The following is a 17,806-nucleotide window of genomic DNA, read 5'->3' as shown; positions in this document are numbered from 1 at the left end:
CCTCCATGCCGGGGAATCCGCGCAAGGGGCTCGAGGTGAGCGCTGTCAGCAGTAATCAGCCCAGAGCCGCTGAGGCCGCTCTGGGTTCACGTCATCCAACATGACCGAAGCTGATTCCCGCGGGGAGCCGAGCTGCTCTTGTTCGATCGCGACGAACGACCAGTCCGATGTGCGTGCCGGGTCGTGCTCCAGCCAGATTGAGAAGTTCCAGAACCCCCGGAATTCTTTGCTCAGCAGGTCGAGCCCGTCCACCACAAGGACATCGTCACGAGAACGGAACGGTGCGATCGTTGCGTCCCGGAACTCATCTGCGGTCGGGGCGTCGGTGACCGTTTTACGCTCCGTTGGTTGTCCCGCGTCGTTGAGAGCGGAAGCGAGCAGGTCGGCCACTCGACCGGGGTTGCTCCCCGGCACGCCGGTTATCGCGATGTAACGGGGTCCCCGCCGGTAGTGGTGGAGGAATTCGGTGGCGAGACCTCGATAGAGCTCTGCGCCGCTCGGTTGCGTCTTCTCGGTGTCAGCCATCTTGTTGCCTTTCAAACTCAGTCGCGGTCTCGAAGCGAGCCACATCGGACGAGGTGCACCCGCCGTCTGAAAGTCACGTTCGCTCCTAGCTGGTGGGGTTCCCCGGTTAATCAGCGGCCACTTTCACCACGATCTTCCCTGGCGCGGTGGAGCCGGTCGCGAACGCTGCGGCGGCCTTTTCCAACGGCACGACGTCGCCCACGTATGTTCGCAAGCGACCGGTTCCCACACGGCCGATAAGGTCGATGAGCTGGCCCCGGTCTGTCTCGACCACAAAGAAGTGGGCGCTGATGTCGGCGCGGGAAACATCGGGCGGGCTTGCGATGGAGATCTGTGTCCCACCCGGGCGGATCCGCTCGGACAGCCGCACGCCCACGGCGCCGCCGAGAACATCGAAAAGGAGGTCGATCGGGTCGTTTCCTCCGATGGGATCGTCGTCAAGGTTGAGGAAGCTGTGAGCTCCCGCCTCGAGGATTCGCGCTTCTTGTTGCTTACGACCGGCTCCGATCACGAACGCTCCAGCTGCGCGCGCAAGTTGGCAGACTGCTGTTCCCACTCCGCCCGCGGCGCCGGTGACAAGCACCGTCTGCCCGGCGGCAACGGTGCCGTGCACGAACAGTCCCTGGAATGCGGTGAGCCCGGAGATCGGCAGGCTGGCGGCGGAAACAAAGTCGATGTCCGCCGGCAGCGGCGCAAGGTTCCGGGTTTCCACCGCAACGTATTCGGCGAGGCTGCCGTCGCGAGTCCAATCGGCAATGCCGAATACGCGTTGGCCGACCGTGAGGCCGGTGGTTCCGTATCCGAGCTCGACTACCACCCCAGCAACCTCGTGACCGGGGATCGTGGGGGTTCGGTCGCGGCCTGCCCTGTCGGTCCAGGTACCGGGCCATTCCAGTTCGCCGGTGGTGAATCCGGCGGCGTGCACCCGAACGATCACGTCGTTCTCAGCGGCGTGAGGGTACGGCCGCTCCTGCAACTTCAGCCCGGCAATTCCTGCTTCGCGGTCGGATGCGGTTATGGCTTTCATAATGAATTCCTTATGGATTGGAAGGCTGGGCGTCCCCGGATGTGGTTGACGTCCCTCAGCGCTGTAATTCGATGATGACCCGCCGTCGCTCGCCGTGCGACGGTGAATGTGCGCGTCCGGCGCTTGGAAAAGTCGCCCAATCTTCGCCAGTGGCTCGTCTGACGACCTTCACCGTTTTGCTTCCCGCGCACCGCCCGTCTTACCGCCTCTTTCTCGGAGCGAACACTTTTTCTGGGCGCGAACGCCCGCGAACCGCGGTCGTTGCATCCGGATCTCGCGTTGCTGGGCGTTCTGTACTCGATATTCCATTGGTAGGAGCATTAAGAATGCTCTGGTGCCGGTATCCGCCGGCATGACAGATGGCCCGAGCGTTTGGATCGCTGCTCCCGGATGGATGCGCGAGTTTCCTCGTTCGCAAGGTGTGCATGAGAGGGGACAGATTATGGACCGGTCAGTGGAACCCGCTCACGGTTCCGGAGAAGACCGCGGCGAGCGCAGTTGTGCCACTGCTGCCCTCAGTAAGGCTGGCGTTTCAATCTGGTTGGACGACCTGTCGCGCGATGCGTTGGTTTCCGGAGAGCTGCGTGACCTGATCGCCAAGTATGACGTGGTCGGAGTGACGACCAACCCGACCATCTTCTCCTCGGCCGTGAATGGTACCGATGCTTACGATGCGCAGCTAGGCTTGCTCGCGCGGAAGGGTGTGTCGGTTCCGGACGCCGTGGAAGCGCTTGTGACCGCCGACATCATCGCGACCGCCAAGCTCTTGTATCCGGTCTTCCAACGAACGGGTGGTCTTGACGGGCGGGTTTCGGTTGAAGTGGAACCGGCGATCGCCTTTCAGGCTAAGGAGACGTTCGAACGCGCGAGCCACCTGTGGAAGAGTATCGATCGACCGAACCTGATGGTCAAGATTCCCGCGACGGCGGAAGGTATCGACGCGATTGCCGAAGCGACTGCCGCCGGCGTCAGCGTCAACGTAACCCTTCTGTTCAACATCAACGTCTACCGGCTGGTGATCCGCGCATATCTGTCTGGGTTGGAGCGAGCCCTTCTCGCTGGCCGGAACATCAGCACCATTTTCTCGGTCGCATCCTTTTTCGTGTCGCGCGTTGACGCGGAGGTCGATGCTCGCCTCGGGGATTCGGATACTCCAGACGCATTGGAACTGCGTGGCGCGGTGGGAATCGCGAACGCACGATTGGCATATCGCGTCTTTCAGGAGGAGTTCTCGCGTGGGAGGGCGCAGCGACTGCTTGCACGAGGCGCCAACATTCAACGTCTGCTCTGGGCGTCCACCGGCGTGAAGGACCCCGAGTTCGCGGACACGTACTACGTGAATGAGCTGATTGCTCCTGACACCGTGATTACGATGCCGCAGGCTACGCTTTTGGCATTCGCGGATCACGGGCGGCTGAGTAGCGACACAGTAACCGACCGATTCGCAGATGCCGTCGACACCTTCGAAAGGCTCAGGGCGGTCGGAATCTCCTATGAGAAAGTCACTGACAAGCTTCTCGTGGACGGCTTGGATAAGTTCGAGAGCTCTTGGCGGAAGCTGAATCACACTGTCGAAGAGTCGCTGAAGAAGTCGCTCTGAGCGATGCCCGCGGGCACCACACATCACATGAGATCCCGGCATTCAACCTGAGCCGATGGACCTCATCATCTCAGCTCGCTATCCTGCCTCATGGCCGGACTGGGGCGGCCGACCGCTCTGGAAGTAGCGCTCGTGTTCTTCTCTGTTCACACGATCGATGGCGACGCTAAAAACTCACTGGGGACGAGACGCGCGAGTATGGACCCGGTCGTTGCCCGCTACGCCCCGCAGTCGGTGCGGTCGCTTCCATCAAGGTGACCACTTGAGCCCGAGTGACCATCTCGAACTTGCGGAGAGGCGAGGAAGGCGCGACCGCCTTCACCGCTGAACAAGAGATGCAGGCAGCCCAAACGGGCTTCCGGGTTGCCAGCGCCAGGTGATTCACCCAGCACGCTGTGGCGGACGCTGTGATCGATGAAGCCGATCGGGTGACAACACCCGCACCCTGGTACGACGGTCGCAGATATAGGGCGCGAGCCTTGCAGACGTCCGAGGAACAGAACGTTATGCAAGCTTCCTGCGACGATACCTACGGGTTCTACTGCAAATGCTGCCCTGACCCGCCTCTAATTGGTGGCGTATCCAAGGACGGGTACGAGAAGGCAGCCATGCAAGCGAACGCGTCCGCCGATCGGCGTTGCGTGCTCAAGCTTGAAAGCGCGTGAAGCGCTGGCGCGTCCACTCAGCTGAGGTGCCCTCTCACCCGTAACGGCAGTATCGGAAGGGGTGGGACAGCTGATGTCTGACAACGATTTTTTGTCGCGGGCCGCAGACCGGAGTGGCGAAACGGATGCCGACCGGGCCGGTCTTTCAGCGATGGTCGCTGCTGCGGCCAATGGAGAGCCTGGTAGCAGCGCCCAAGCGGCTGGAATCAGCGATGCGAGCATTCTGAACTTCGCGCTCAACCTCGAGTATCTCGAGGCGGAGTTCTATCTTCGAGCGTCCGGGGACGCGCTGCCTGACGAGATGACAACGGGAACCGGGACCCGCGGTGATGTGTCAGGCGGCCGGCCCGTGCCATTCCAGAGTCCGGTCATCCGCAGGATCGCTGCTGAGATCGCCAGCGACGAACGCGCTCATGTGAAGTTCCTTCGGGATGCTCTGGGCGACTCGGCGGTGGCTCGGCCAAGCATCTCCCTGGATCAAAGCTTCACTGCGGCCGCGCTTGCCGCGGGTCTTATCAAGCCGGGCGAAACGTTTGATGCGTATGCCAACGACCTGAATTTCCTGTTCGGCGCTTTTTTGTTCGAAGACGTCGGCGTGACAGCGTTCAAGGGCGCCGCGCCCCTCATTTCGAACAAGACATATCTCGATGCGGCGGCGGGGATGCTCGCCACAGAGGCGTACCACGGTGGCATCGTTCGGACCTCGCTGTACAACGAAGGCATGATCAACGACGCTGTCTTTGACGCCGTCGACAAGATTTCCAACGTACGCGGCGCTGTGGACGGTGTCGGCGATGACGATCAGGGCATCGGTGACAGCGAGTCGCTGAACCTCGTCCCCACGGACGCACAAGGTAGAACGTTCGGACGTTCCCCAGAGCACATCCTCAACATCGTCTATCTCACACCGGTTCGTGCCACCTCAGGCGGGTTCTACCCCAACGGCTTGAATGGCGCTCTACGCGAAAGCGGTCAGAACGGCTGACCACTGACGCAGACAGGTTGGCCGAAAACTTCACGCACGCCGAGTGTGTTGCAGTCTCAGGAGCACCGATGACATCACAATATGCCCAGGTCGGGCAGACGGCTCCTACTGTTGAGCCGGAGCCGGTCCCTGCGGGCGTACAACGCAAGGGCAACCTACTGGTCTCGTGGGTGACGTCCACCGACCATAAGACGATCGGGTACCTGTATCTGTTCACCTCGTTCACCTACTTCCTCATCGGCGGGATCCTCGCTCTCATCATCCGAGCTCAACTCTTCGAACCCGGCCTGCAGATCGTGCAGACACGAGACCAGTACAACCAGTTGTTCACCATGCACGGCACGATCATGCTGCTGATGTTCGCGACGGCGCTGTTCGCGGGATTCGCGAATGCGATCATGCCGCTACAGATCGGTGCCCCCGACGTGGCGTTTCCTCGACTCAACGCGCTGGCGTATTGGTTTTACTTCTTCGGGTCAGCGATCGCCGTGTCCGGTTTTCTCACTCCCCAAGGGACGGCCACGTTCGGGTGGACGGGCTACGCGCCACTATCCTCGGAAACGTTCTCGCCCGGTGTCGGGACGAACCTGTGGGTGTTCGGGCTAGCGCTCTCCGGTTTTGGCACCATTCTCGGCGCCGTCAACTTCATCACCACGATCATCACCATGCGCGCCCCCGGCATGACCATGTTCCGTCTACCGATCTTCACCTGGAACACCCTGGTGACGTCGATTATGGTGCTCGTGGCTTTTCCCGTCCTCGCGGCGGCGCTCTTCGCGCTCGGCGCAGATAGAGTCTTCGGCGCGCACATCTTCGATGCGGCCAACGGCGGAGCGTTGATGTGGCAGCATCTGTTCTGGTTCTTTGGCCACCCTGAGGTGTACATCATCGCGATCCCGTTCTTTGGCATCGTGTCGGAAGTGTTCCCGGTGTTCAGCCGGAAACCGATCTTCGGTTACAAGACGCTGGTGTACGCCACGATCGCGATCGCGGCCCTCTCGATGGCCGTTTGGGCACACCACATGTACGTGACCGGATCCGTCCTACTGCCATGGTTCTCGCTGATGACGATGCTGATCGCGGTCCCGACCGGGGTGAAAATCTTCAACTGGATCGGCACGATGTGGCGCGGATCACTCACTTTCGAAGCACCAATGCTGTGGGCGATCGGATTTCTGATCACCTTCACTTTCGGTGGTCTTACCGGGGTGATCATGGCATCACCGCCGTTGGATTTTCATATCTCTGACACCTACTTCGTTGTGGCGCACATCCACTATGTGGTGTTCGGGACGGTGGTGTTCGCGATGTTTGCCGGTTTCTACTTCTGGTGGCCGAAATGGACAGGGAAGGTGCTCAACGATCGATTGGGCAAGTGGCACTTCTGGCTGCTGTTCATCGGATTCCACGCAACGTTCCTCATCCAGCATTGGCTCGGCGTCATGGGGATGCCGCGGCGGTACGCTACGTACTTGCCCGACGATGGCTTCACCTGGCTCAACCAGGTCTCGACCGTTGGTGCATTCCTGCTGGCAGTGTCGATGATGCCGTTCTTCTTGAATGTGTACCTAACCGCTCGCCACTCGCCCAAGGTGACGGTGAACGACGCGTGGGGTTACGGTCGTTCGCTCGAGTGGGCAACGAGCTGCCCGCCTCCGCGGCACAATTTCACATCGATCCCGCGGATTCGTTCAGAGGCGCCCGCGTTCGACATGAACCATCCGGAGGCGGGGATACCGGTCGGCATCGGACCCGGAAGAGATGCTCCTCAAGTGCCTGTTCAGACCTGAGCGCAATTAGGGTGGCGGATCGCCGCGGGTTCAATGCCACCGATGGTCTTGGGTAGTGATCCGTGCGCCGTGCCGAGGTCTGCGGTATCCGCTTGCCCCGATCAAGCGGACGATCCTTTGGCGGTGACCGCGCCATCGCTCCAGAAGATCGAGCATGCCCGCATCGTCAACGGGCTTCCCTATCAGGGCCCATCCGACGTCTTTGGCCAGCTGGTAATCGCCGACGCTTATGGTGTCCGGGTCCCCGTGCGATCTCTGAACTGTCTCGGCGATGGTCCACGGACCGACGCCTGGAATACTTTGAAGGGCTGCGCGAATGTGCTCGTCTCCGGTGTCGTATCGTATGAGCCCGTCGACGGATGCGGCGACGTTGGCAGCGGTGATGATCACTCGCGCACGCGCCGGTTCGACTCCCGCCCTGTGCCAGTCCCAGGAAGGTATCGCGCCCCAATCCGTCATTGTCGGCGTGACGCGTAGTCCTGCCGGAGCCGGCCCCGGGGCGGGCGCACCATGCTGCATCACGAGTTTGCGCCAGGATTCCCGTGCTTGGCGTCCCGTCGTCTTCTGGCCGAAGATGGCCGCGATAAGCGCTTGAGAAACAAGGTTTGTGCGAGTGAGTCGGAGACCCGCTAATCGTCGGCGTACCTCGGCAAGCGGCGGGTATTGGGTGAGGTCGAGGCCACTCCAGTCATCCCGAGCTCCTAGAAGGTCAGGGACCGATGCCCGCGCCCATTCAGCTCCGGCACCCCACGTGTGAATTTGGAAGGCGGGGCCGTCTGATCGTTTGACGCGTTCGATTCGAATCGTGGCGCTTCCGTGGGGCGTGTGTACCGTGCGCCAGAATCCGCCACCTGTCACGGTGAAGGTCGGGTCCCCGCTTCCCAACATCAATGGCGTGAGGGTTAGATCCAAGCTCACCGCGTATTTCGGCTGATAAATGTCGATAAGCCCGTTGTCCGGGTGTTGTAGCTCCGTCACGTGCGCTCGATTCATATTTGCATCGCCCGCGGCGGCCGATGCAGGCTGTGCGGGACCATTTCGTCCTATTAACGCACAGCCACGTTCGCATTCTCATACTAGCTTCGATCTCCTTTGGGGCCCGTCAGACGCGAGGTGAGCGCCTGCCGCGCAAGAACATCGGTCCGTCAAATGTCGCGTTGAGACACCAACAACGGGCGGACCAGGACTCGATAACAGCGCTCTCATCCCGTCGCCGCCCCTGATGTGAAGTGGCCACTCGCCCTCTGTTCGCCCCAAGACCGCTAGACGACTGACGACCGACCGCGACCCGGTCGCTACTGCGTCAGGTTGACTCGCAGAGTCGGTCGCCGGTCGTTCTGGACGATTTCATTCTGAAAATTGGAACATCAATTTGGATTGGAGGTACAATTTCACTAACCTAAATTCGGCCGCTTTCCCCCAAAAGCGGCTGCCGGCGAGGCGCGTCCTGGTCGGCGAGGGCTCCGGCATTCGGGTTGTCGGAGCCCTCCCCCAAGCCTCTCGGCAAGAGGAGCGGTCCACATGGCCTATTGCCCACGTTGCCGTCACCGCATGCAACGACGCCGCAACCCCTATTGCGGCATCGGCCTCGCCGTGCACCCATACACGAACGATTGCGAAAGGTGCGGGTACGTAGAGTTCCTTCGTGAGCCGGAATGTGTCCCAGACACCGAGCCTGCCGAGCAAATAACCAGTCGTGCACCGTGGTGGCAGCGCATCTTCAAGCCTTAGTGTCACCGCCAAGGACCTTCGAAGCACGTTGTGGCAGCGGCTCAGCGACTTTCACGCTGTCCAGGGACTCCTCGTTATCCGACTTCCTGCTCGAAAGCAATGAGCTGTTCTTCGTCGGAAGCTGACGCATGCAAGGCCGACATTCCGGACCCGGGGTGCAGGGGGTCGACCAGACCTCGGTACTTTTCATTGTGCGCAATGAACTCTCCGATGACCGGGCAGATAACAGTAACCGTCTTGCCTACTGCACGAATCTGGTCGAGAGCACGTGCAATCAACTCCGTTGCGACGCGCCGTTGCCTGTACGGGTAACTCACCCAGGTGGACAGCAACACGATTCGGTCACCAACGAGTCGATATGAAAGCTCCCCGATGGAATCCTCGTTGAGAATCGCTTCCCATCTGGCATGTTGGGGGTCGTTGACGATCTCCAGGTCCCATGCCGAACAGAGATCCTCGACGCGCGCGGTACTTATCTCCGCGATGAGTTCTGCATTGCGGGCCTGATATGCCGCTTGTTCAGCTTCAAAATCCACTATCTCGACCTTTCCCGCTCAACTCTGATATCGCTACTTCCTCACCTCCCGGGTGCGCCAGAGGGTTTCGCGCGCCCAGCAGGGTCCAAACGGTCGCGATCAACGCGAACGCCCCATAGCCGAGGATGATCTGCGAAAGAGCCAGCACGTTGGAGAGCTGGCCAGCGATCAGCGCCGGGATGGTCGCCCCGGTGTAGCTGATGAGATAGATCACACTGAACGTGGGTGCCCTGTCGTCAATCCTGCTGCCGTGGAGGAGTCCGCGCGTCGCCGCGCTGATGGCGATGCCTTGGGCTGCGCCGGCGACGATGGTCGACGCGATAAACAAGATCAACGTCGACGTTATGACCGCGGCGATGACACCGATAATTCCGATGAGGAATGCCGCCATGCCGACGCGCTGGGCCGTTGAGGGCGCAAACCGGCTGCCGAGCGGGGCTCCGAGAGCACTGGGAGCCATGTATGCAGCGAAGACGAGCCCAAGGACCAACGGACTCGACGTATGCAGCTGGTTCTCCACCAGGGCCGGCACGAACGCCTGATAGAACGCGCCCACAGACCAGGTGGACAGCAGCACCGCCGCGGTCACCGGGATTAGGTGCCTCACGTGTGCCGGAACACGCACGCTTGGCTTCATGGAGCGTCGGGCACCTGGTTTGCGGCGTACCGTTTCTGGGCTAGCGATAATCAGGAGGATCGACACAATGAGAAACGCCATGTCGACCAGGTAGATGAGCTGGCGCGGCACCGGCGCGAACTGCACGAGCGCACCTGATACGACAGCGCCGATCGCGAGTCCGAGCATCACTGTCTGGCTCGATGCGACGGATGCGAGCCAGCGGGGCCGGCGTGGCGCGGTGTCGACAATGTACGAGGTCAGGCTGCTGCTTGCAAGACCTGCTCCCAGACCAAGCATCAGGCGCCCAATCACTAACTCACTGATGTCGTTCACGTTCAGCAACAGCACACAACCCAAGAACAGAAGCGCCAAGCTGGCAATTGAGATTGGCCGACGCCCGACGTGATTCGATACCCGTCCGAGCACGAGAAGAGTTGTAAGGGTTGCTGCCGAATACACCACGACAGCTACTGCGATGCCGGCGTTGGTGAAGCCGTCTTCTGCGCGATACACGTTGAAGAGCGGTACGGTCGATCCGACTGTCCCGAAGGTTGCGATCAGCGCGATGACGGCTGACGCGAAAGCGAGCCGGAGCTTGGGCCTGGTCGCCTTGTGCGGCGTCAGAGTGGGGGCGCTCATTGGATTCCTTTCAGAGTGTTGGAGCTCCAGGTGCTATAGCACAGGCGGAAAAATGCACACGCACGCTCGTTGCGCTTCGCCCACGTGTCCGTGCGCCGCGCTTCCCGCACGATCCCATCGGATAGCTGCGCAGAGGAGGCGGCGGCGCATCCGGGCGGCCGCAAACGGGCTGCTCAAAGTGATCTCCTAGCTGCCTGTCGTCGCGGCGGGTGTGGGGTGTGGCGGGAGTTCAAAGTGTCCCGTCGGATGACTCCGCCCCGTGGCAGACGCCTCTGGTGCGTCTTGGGGTGATTGGGCGGAGCCAAGCTCGTTTGATTTGCGGCCTCGGGTGAAGGACTTCTTACCGCCCTGCTTCGAATTTCTTGAGCCGATTCGCTAGCCCATCGAGGCTTCTAGCCATCAGCGCGTCCGCCGACGATTAGTTACTGAGCCCGGACCCCTGGCCGGAGGTTCCAATCAAAGGGCCGCAATTTCAATTCCGAGAACCGGATAGCTCCGTCAGATAAAGGAAAGACCGCGCAACCGAGCCATCGGATCACCGCAGGGGCGTTTTGTCGGCCGCCCGCGTCGCATCCCGACCCAACGGTGTCGCTTCAGCCTTGCAGGTCGTCGAGTCGGGTAATGAGCCACTCTCCCCGCAGGGCCCGCGCCAGCGACCGGGTTTCTGCATCCGCCGCTCCGCTGTCCTGAATCTTCTCGAGCGCATTCAACGCTGCACCGAAGGTCACCAACGCCGACCGGTCACGGGAGTTGTCGCGGTCCGATTCGCCCGAGATGTGATTGACGCCATCGAGAGCGGAGCTCCCTGCCGCAGCAAGAGCAACGACAACTCCCCGATCCACAGCTTGTTTTTCGTCCGTTGCCGACGCGATCGGTTCTACGACGCTTACTGGGGGTAGCCCTCCAAACGCGTGGAATTGAGTTGCCCACCACTGGCTTGAGCCCCAGTACAAATGGCGGGGCAGACTTCCGGACGCGGATACCTGCAGCATCCAGGCCCATTGCTTGTCGGCACTGCGAAGCACCGTAGCCCGAATGCCCGGGACTAGGTCCAGCACCTGCGCCCGAACCGTGTCGAGGATGCGGCGTTCGTCGATGAGCATGTGTACACCCGTCAGATAGTGCCATCGGAGTTGGCCCCCTGGTCTGAACCAATTAGTACAGTTGCCACCATGAGGCCACAAGGCTGAAGGTGCCGGGCTGCGGCCATCAAAGACGGGTTGACGGGTTGACATGGACTACAGATTCGCGCGCGCCACGACAGATTGGTTGCGCACCGCGACGCCTCCCTCGCTGGCGGTGGTTCCATAACCGGACGTGAGCCGACGAGGTGGTCGCACAAGCGACGAGAACCAAACCGAGGAGTGGCGCAGCGACCTGGCCGAACATGAACACGCAGGTGCCGGCTCGCGGGAAACGTATGCGCGTCGATTGCCCTTTGAGGGCCGAATACCTTCACACGCATGGTTGGCGCGCGTCGAGATAGGCGGCATTGACCCCTGATCCGCTACTTGGCGAGTCGCATGGCCTGACCTGGGCCGGCCCTAGTGATCCAAAAAAGTTCGATGCGTTGGTAAGACAATGTGCGGCGCCGGTGCAGACCATTCTGAGACGTCGCACCTGGCGACGGGCGCAGCGGATCCGCAAGCGCAACTCGGCGAGACTCGCGAAAGTACAGACCGCTGACTCGATGAAGGTAGGAAACCCAGCATGTCAACCACCACCGAGCTCACCGACACCAATTTCGAGAGCGTGATCAACGGCAACGACATAGTCCTCGTTGACTTCTGGGCCACATGGTGTGGTCCATGTACCCAGTTCGCGCCCATCTTTGAGAAGTCGGCACAAGAGAATCCCGACATCGTTCACGCGAAACTCGACACAGAAGCTGCTCAGCAGGTCGCGATCGCTGCAGGAATCACCGCGATTCCTACTCTGATGGCCTTCCGCGAGGGCGTCCTCGTTTTCAACCAAGCTGGCGCGCTGCCTGCGCCAGCCCTCGCGGAAGTCGTCCAAATGGTGAGGGCATTGGATATGGGTAAGGTGCGCGCCGAGATCGCCGGTGATAAGTCGGCAGCTCCGGATGGCGACTGAGCACTCTATTGCCGACTGAACCAGTAGACCTTAGGCCTTCAATCCTTCGAGGGCGCGTTCGTCGGCCATAGCCAGAAGCTGCAGGTGCGCGATTGCCATGTCGATTGCTGACTCCATAGGGGCCACATCCCGCGAAGTCTGCGCTAGGACGTAACCGCCTTGGACGGCAGCGACGAACCCTGTAGCCAGCTGTCGCACGTCGGCGCTCGCTGGAACGAGGCCATCCTGTTGAAACCGTTCGATTAAGTCCATGAACAGTTGTTCCCAGGCAGTGAACAACTCTTGCAGCTTCAGTCGAGCGATCCAATCGTGGTCGGCGACTTCGTTTGCAAGCGACCCTAATGAGCAGCCATAGCGACCGTCTTGCAGCGCGTTCGTCTCGACTATCGCATCACGCCACCGGCGTAGACCAGCGAACGTGCGAACGTTTTCTAACCGTTCCCGTTCACCGCTGATTTTGCGATCTCCGACGTGTTCAATGACCGCTCGAACCAGAGACGGCTTGTCTTCGAAATGTCGGTATAGCTGCGACTTACTTACCTTGCTTGCCGAAACAACATCGTCCAGGGTTGTCCCGCCCACGCCCCGGACACGGATGAGCTCGGCCGCGGTCTCAACGATCCTGGACCTGGTCTTAGCGCCCCTCGGAGTCAACCGTGCGACCGCACTAGTTGGAGAGCTGTCGTCCACGACCTCATCCTAAGACCGGAGCCCGACTTCCCGCTGAAGGTGGAATGGAGGATGCAGCCCATGTGGCTAGGCTGCCGATCGCTGATGCGTTTCCCCGGACTCGCTTTCGACATCCGTCGAGAGCAGTTTCACGACTTCAAGTGTCGTACTTCACGACCGGATTCCGAACCGTCTCTAACGCTCTGGCCGACGAAGGATAGGACCATATAGTCCCTTTTGCCCCGTGCGTCTGCTGTGCCGGCTTTGCGCAACGCTTTCTGAGTCAGGAACACCTGTCAATGCGAGAAAATCCCTCATCAGCGATAAAAGGACGATATCGTTCTGTTAAGAATGATTTGCGAGCTTGGAAGGTCCTCGCCCGCAACCAAGAACGCATGCAGGATCCAACACCACCCCTAGCCCCGCGAAGCGCGGACATCGATACCTCATCCTGGTTGGCGGCACTACGCGGCTGTGGCCGAACGCGAGAAGCAGCGCTGGCTCGGCTACACGCCATGATGCTGCGGGTCGCGGCCCACGAGGCTTACCAGCGAGGCCCGGCGGTTCGCATCACCGGGCCGGAACTCGACGACATCGCGTTGCAGGCGGCCAATGACGCAATGCTCTCGCTGCTCACCAAGCTCGATTCTTTCCGCGGTGACAGCAAGTTCACGACGTGGGCTTACCGTTTCGTGGCGCTTGAAGTCTCCAGAAAGGTGGCCCGCCATTTCTGGCGACGCCCGTCGATTGGCCTGGAGACCGACGAATGGGAGCGCCTGCCGGCGGGTCTGAGTTCGGACCCTCTCGCGCGAGCCATTCAGAAGGAGCTCCTGGTGGCTCTTCAACGCGCCGTCGAAGAAGCGTTGACCGATCATCAGCGAGATGTGTTCCTCGCGGTCGTGGTGGAGGGCGTGCCGCTTGATTCGGTCGTGGCGGACATGGAATCGAATCGCGGGGCTGTCTATAAGACCGTCTTCGATGCGCGCCGTAAGATCCGTGCGTTTTTGATCGCTCATGGGTATATCGACGCAAGCCCGACTCATGAGTAGTCATGAGGCGCTCACCGGAAAATGGCGAGCCCAGGTACGGCCGGCGTGTCATTGGTGAGCCGAACAACGGAACTTCACGTACGGCACCCTGCAGAGTTACAACAGACTCACCACACATGATCCCTGGCGACGCCGTCACCCTCCGGCACTCGATCCCGAACGGAAGTCCTCGAAAGGAACCCCATGAGCAAGTCATTTGAACCGGCGCGGTACGACTTCGAATTCCCGGATACGGCAGGGTACCCCGACGGAACGGGCACACTCACCCAGGACCAGAAGACTTTGATCGATGAGGTTCTTGATGACGAGCGTAAGCCAGACTTCAACTTTTCACTCGTTGACGATGCTGAGCACAACGTCTATCTGGCGATCGTCGGGGACACCGAGGTCGCTGGGGTGACGTATTCAGTTGACGCCAACCGTGTAGCGCTCATCGCGGCGTCCGTCTATCCGGAGTTCCGTCATCAGGGTGTTGCCACCGAGATGATTCGACGGATTCTCGACCTGCTCAAGGCACAGAACCGAACAATAACCGTCATCTGCCCCATCGTCCGCACCTTCATCGATGATCACCCAGAGTACGAATCTCTTGTCGACCCTAACCTTCCGGGCGTCAAGAACACGGCCCATCGGTGAGTTCCGCGGCACACTCCTTTAACAGCGTGCGATCGGCGATCATCTCCGATCCGGAGAACGCCTGGGCCAACGAACTGGGATACCTGCCGCTTTATGCGGCTGGCCCGAAGGCCCGGATCGCGGTGATCGGGCAGGCCCCGGGTCGAAGGGCTCAAGAGTCTGGAATCGCCTGGAATGACGCAAGTGGGACGATATTGTTCCAATGGTTAGGGGTAACTGAAGCTCAGTTCCGTGACCCGGAACTGTTTGCTCTCCTTCCGATGGACTTCTACTTTCCGGGGAAGGGAACCTCGGGTGACCTCCCTCCACGGAAGGGATTCGCGGACCGTTGGCACTCGCTGCTACTGGATCTGATGCCCGACATACGGCTGACGATCCTCATTGGCGCCTACGCGCAACGTCACTACTTGGGGGGTCGAGCGAAGAGAAATCTAACCGAGACGGTGTATTCGTTCCGGGATTATCTGCCGACGTTCATGCCATTGGTGCATCCATCGCCATTGAATTTTCGTTGGCAGGCCCGGAACCCTTGGTTTGTTGCGGACGTCATCCCGGAACTCCGAGAAAGGGTCGCTGCGGCTGTCAGCTAACAGGCCTCAGAAGGGTTACGACGATGCTCAGCATTGAACAGCGACACCTCCTCGTGTTGGCGTTTGAAGGCGCGCAAGCCGCAGCGAAGGGTTTCGCTCGAGGCTGGCGGGGTATAGCGGAGCATCCTCTTGACGCTGCGTTACGGCTGCATGTCGACGACGTCGAGGCTGCCCGCGGCTTCTACGAGCTCCTGAACTCGTTCACCGACTGGGGCCAGTACGTCGTTGAGTCCCCTGTGGACCAACGGCCCGCCGCGCCGGTGGCGCAGGGCGGGACTAATTTCGAGTCCGCCCCTGCGCCGACACGTCACCCTCAATTCGATGAAGCTGTTCCCTCTGCTCGTTCCAGTCGTTGAACGTCCCAGTAGAGACATTCGACGAGATCATGCGCCGGGCAGTGCGGCGCCTCATCGGCTTCAGTCGTCACAGCAACTCGCGAGAATTCGCCGCGGGCCTTCACAAGCAACGTGTCGAACTCTTCCTGCCGGACAACGCATCCTTCAACGTTCAGCCACTCCTTGAGCAGCGACTCGACGTCTTCGTGGTACACCCTGGATTCCGCCCAGACCCTCTGGACGATGCCAGCGATCTGGTCCGCTCGTGGTGCGGGGCCGGCGCCGTCCATGACCGGGAACGTCTGGACCGGCTTGGATTTCTTGTCTCTCATGGTTCCTCCATCTGTGACGGATTTCGCCCGCAAACGGGGTGCCGTTCCGTCTTCTCATCGTGGTCCTGGATGCCAGGATTGGTAACTGTCAGTCTCTGTTCACCAGGCGTTGGGCGGCCTGGCTGATCGCGTCCCCGTCGATGCCGGCGGCCGACAGTAGCTGGCTGGCCGACCCCGACCCGGGAAGGTTACGCACGGCGAGGTGCTCGAACCGGACGACAGCCCCGGTCTCTTCGACAAGCGCACTGAGAACAGCTTCACCAAGTCCACCTTCAGGGCGGTGGTCTTCGACGACGACGACCCGGCCGCCGGTCTCGGCGACCGCGACTCGGATGCCTGCCACGTCCAGCGGTCGGATGGAGTAGGCATCGATAACTCGAGCCCGAATACCCATCTCCGCGAGAATTCGCGCTGCAGCAAGGCTTTCGTGCACGGTGACTCCCGCACCAATGAGGGTGACATGATCCTTGCCGCTGGTGAGCAGGGTCTTCGATCCGCCGATCGGGAACTGTGCGGAGTTGTCGTAGAGGACGGGGTACGCGCCTCGTGTCGTGCGCAGGTAGGACACGCCGGTCCGATTCGCGAGTTGTTCGACGAGCGCGACGGTACTGACGGCGTCGCTCGGGTATAGGACAGTCGAGTCGAACACTGAACGCATCATTGCGATGTCTTCGAGGGCCATCTGCGACGGTCCGTCAACGCCGATTTCTACGCCGGCGTGAGAGCCGACCAGGCGGATGCTCGCCCCAGAGATGCCGGCCATGCGGATGAAGTCGTGCGCTCGTGTCAGGAATGCAGCGAAGGTGGACGCGAACGGGATGAAGTTTCGGACGCTGAGGCCGGTTGCAGTGGCTACCAACTGCTGCTCGGCCATGTACATCTGGAAGAAGCGGCGAGGGAACGTGGCAGCGAACTGGTCGACTCCGGTGGAGTTGCTCACTTCGCTGTCGACCACGACCACGTTGGATCGGCGACGCCCGAGTTCTACGATGGCGCTTCCGTACGCGGCACGAGTGGCGACCATGGTGCCAATCTCGTACGTCAGCGGTGGAAGGTCATCATCGATCTCAACGTCCTGAACGACTGCTGGCGCCGCGTGAGTTGGTTTCGGTCCGCGAACGATAAGGTGACGTTCCCCTCCGAGCTCTCGTATCGCCTCTTGCGCGAACGGTTCGGGAAGGTGCCGACCGTGCCAGCTTTCTTGGTCTTCGACCAGGGCGTAGCCCCTGCCTTTGATGGTTCGGGCCAGGATGACTGTCGGCTGGTTTCCGTTCCCGCCGCACGCTCGGGCGAACGCGGCGTCGATTTCCTCCAGGTCGTGCCCGTTGACTTTGATGACGTGCGCGCCGAACGCTTCGAATCGCTTCGCATACGCATCAAGGTCCCAGCCGAGCATTGTCGCCCCTCGTTGGCCGAGCCGGTTCACATCGACGATGGTGATCAGGTTCGACAGCTGGTAATGGGCGGCTTGCTCTATCGCTTCCCAGATGGATCCTTCCGCCAACTCGCTGTCTCCGCAGAGCACCCACACGCGGTACGAGAGCTTCTCGAGGTGTTTGCCCGCGAGGGCGATCCCGACAGCATCGGGCAGACCCTGGCCGAGCGAACCGGTGGCAAGGTCAACCCAGGGCAGCGCCGGCGTTGGGTGGGCCTGCAGCCGGCTTCCGAACCGGCCGTATCCGTTGACGAGTTCGTCGTCGCTGACCACGCCGACTGCCTTATAGAGCGAGTAGAGCAGCGGCGACGCGTGACCTTTGGAAAGAATCAAGTGGTCGTTGTCCGGCGTGTGGCTGGCCCGATCCCAGTCGTAACGAAAGTGTCGGCTGACCAGCACGGCGAGCAGGTCGGCCGCGGACATGCACGATGTCGGGTGGCCCGACTCTGCGCGGGTCGTCGCACGGATGGAATCGACGCGCAGCTGTGCTGACAGTTCCGCGACAGTTTTCAGGTCAGGTTCGACGATGGGCGGATTCGCGGTGTTCAT

General features: G+C 61.0%; 15 protein-coding genes. 7 read left to right on the top strand and 8 right to left on the bottom strand.

Annotated features, from left to right (window positions below; translation table 11 throughout):
* Positions 1-45: 45 nt before the first annotated feature.
* Both ACQ86L_RS14580 and ACQ86L_RS14575 read right to left on the bottom strand, forming a co-directional pair.
* On the bottom strand, positions 46-525 hold the full coding sequence (locus tag ACQ86L_RS14580) for a hypothetical protein (RefSeq protein ID WP_434316052.1): 480 nt from the start codon (positions 523-525) through the stop codon (positions 46-48).
* A gap of 106 nt (positions 526-631) precedes the next feature.
* Positions 632-1,552, bottom strand: a complete 921-nt coding sequence (locus ACQ86L_RS14575) for an NADP-dependent oxidoreductase (RefSeq protein WP_434316051.1) — start codon at positions 1,550-1,552, stop codon at positions 632-634.
* Positions 1,553-1,886: 334 nt separating this feature from the next.
* Here ACQ86L_RS14575 and tal point away from each other — a divergent pair, with 334 nt between their 5' ends.
* The 3 genes from tal (at position 1,887) to ctaD (ending at position 6,592) form a co-directional block, all read left to right on the top strand.
* Positions 1,887-3,152, top strand: coding sequence for a transaldolase (gene tal, locus ACQ86L_RS14570; RefSeq protein WP_434316050.1), 1,266 nt, complete (start codon positions 1,887-1,889; stop codon positions 3,150-3,152).
* A 738-nt stretch (positions 3,153-3,890) separates the two neighbouring features.
* On the top strand, positions 3,891-4,802 hold the full coding sequence (locus ACQ86L_RS14565) for a ferritin-like domain-containing protein (protein WP_434316049.1): 912 nt from the start codon (positions 3,891-3,893) through the stop codon (positions 4,800-4,802).
* Positions 4,803-4,870: 68 nt separating this feature from the next.
* Positions 4,871-6,592 (top strand): aa3-type cytochrome oxidase subunit I, encoded by a 1,722-nt coding sequence (gene ctaD / locus ACQ86L_RS14560; protein WP_434316048.1) that lies wholly within the window; start codon positions 4,871-4,873, stop codon positions 6,590-6,592.
* Positions 6,593-8,397: 1,805 nt separating this feature from the next.
* Here ctaD and ACQ86L_RS14555 read toward each other — a convergent pair.
* The 3 genes from ACQ86L_RS14555 to ACQ86L_RS14545 all read right to left on the bottom strand — a co-directional run bounded on the left by ACQ86L_RS14555 (position 8,398) and on the right by ACQ86L_RS14545 (position 11,220).
* Entirely contained in the window at positions 8,398-8,859 is a 462-nt protein-coding gene (locus ACQ86L_RS14555) for a GNAT family N-acetyltransferase (protein ID WP_434316047.1), read from the bottom strand.
* Positions 8,849-10,117, bottom strand: a complete 1,269-nt coding sequence (locus ACQ86L_RS14550; protein WP_434316046.1) for an MFS transporter — start codon at positions 10,115-10,117, stop codon at positions 8,849-8,851. Before ACQ86L_RS14550 ends, ACQ86L_RS14555 begins: the two co-directional genes overlap by 11 nt.
* 593 nt (positions 10,118-10,710) lie before the next feature.
* Complete coding sequence (locus ACQ86L_RS14545; protein ID WP_434316045.1) at positions 10,711-11,220, bottom strand: hypothetical protein; 510 nt, start codon at positions 11,218-11,220, stop codon at positions 10,711-10,713.
* Positions 11,221-11,827: 607 nt separating this feature from the next.
* On the opposite strand from ACQ86L_RS14545, the gene trxA reads away from it, so the two are divergent.
* Entirely contained in the window at positions 11,828-12,211 is a 384-nt protein-coding gene (gene trxA, locus ACQ86L_RS14540; protein WP_434316044.1) for a thioredoxin, read from the top strand.
* A 30-nt stretch (positions 12,212-12,241) separates the two neighbouring features.
* On the opposite strand, the gene ACQ86L_RS14535 is transcribed toward trxA, so the two are convergent.
* Entirely contained in the window at positions 12,242-12,901 is a 660-nt protein-coding gene (locus ACQ86L_RS14535) for a TetR/AcrR family transcriptional regulator (protein WP_434316043.1), read from the bottom strand.
* A gap of 494 nt (positions 12,902-13,395) precedes the next feature.
* On the opposite strand from ACQ86L_RS14535, the gene ACQ86L_RS14530 reads away from it, so the two are divergent.
* The 3 genes from ACQ86L_RS14530 (at position 13,396) to ACQ86L_RS14520 (ending at position 15,155) form a co-directional block, all read left to right on the top strand.
* Positions 13,396-13,929, top strand: a complete 534-nt coding sequence (locus ACQ86L_RS14530; protein ID WP_434316042.1) for an RNA polymerase sigma factor — start codon at positions 13,396-13,398, stop codon at positions 13,927-13,929.
* 183 nt (positions 13,930-14,112) lie between these two features.
* A complete protein-coding gene (locus ACQ86L_RS14525) occupies positions 14,113-14,565 on the top strand; it encodes a GNAT family N-acetyltransferase (protein ID WP_434316041.1) in 453 nt (150 codons plus the stop codon).
* A gap of 26 nt (positions 14,566-14,591) precedes the next feature.
* Positions 14,592-15,155, top strand: a complete 564-nt coding sequence (locus ACQ86L_RS14520; RefSeq protein ID WP_434316040.1) for a uracil-DNA glycosylase family protein — start codon at positions 14,592-14,594, stop codon at positions 15,153-15,155.
* Between the two features lie 313 nt (positions 15,156-15,468).
* On the opposite strand, the gene ACQ86L_RS14515 is transcribed toward ACQ86L_RS14520, so the two are convergent.
* Positions 15,469-15,822, bottom strand: coding sequence for a hypothetical protein (locus tag ACQ86L_RS14515; protein ID WP_434316039.1), 354 nt, complete (start codon positions 15,820-15,822; stop codon positions 15,469-15,471).
* An 88-nt stretch (positions 15,823-15,910) separates the two neighbouring features.
* Entirely contained in the window at positions 15,911-17,806 is a 1,896-nt protein-coding gene (locus tag ACQ86L_RS14510) for a transketolase (RefSeq protein ID WP_434316038.1), read from the bottom strand.

This window comes from Leifsonia sp. P73, assembly GCF_051059105.1.
In the GTDB taxonomy this organism is placed as follows: Bacteria; Actinomycetota; Actinomycetes; order Actinomycetales; family Microbacteriaceae; genus Leifsonia.
The sequence above is the reverse complement of the archived record's forward strand: the minus strand, read 5'-3'. Positions and strand labels throughout refer to the sequence as shown.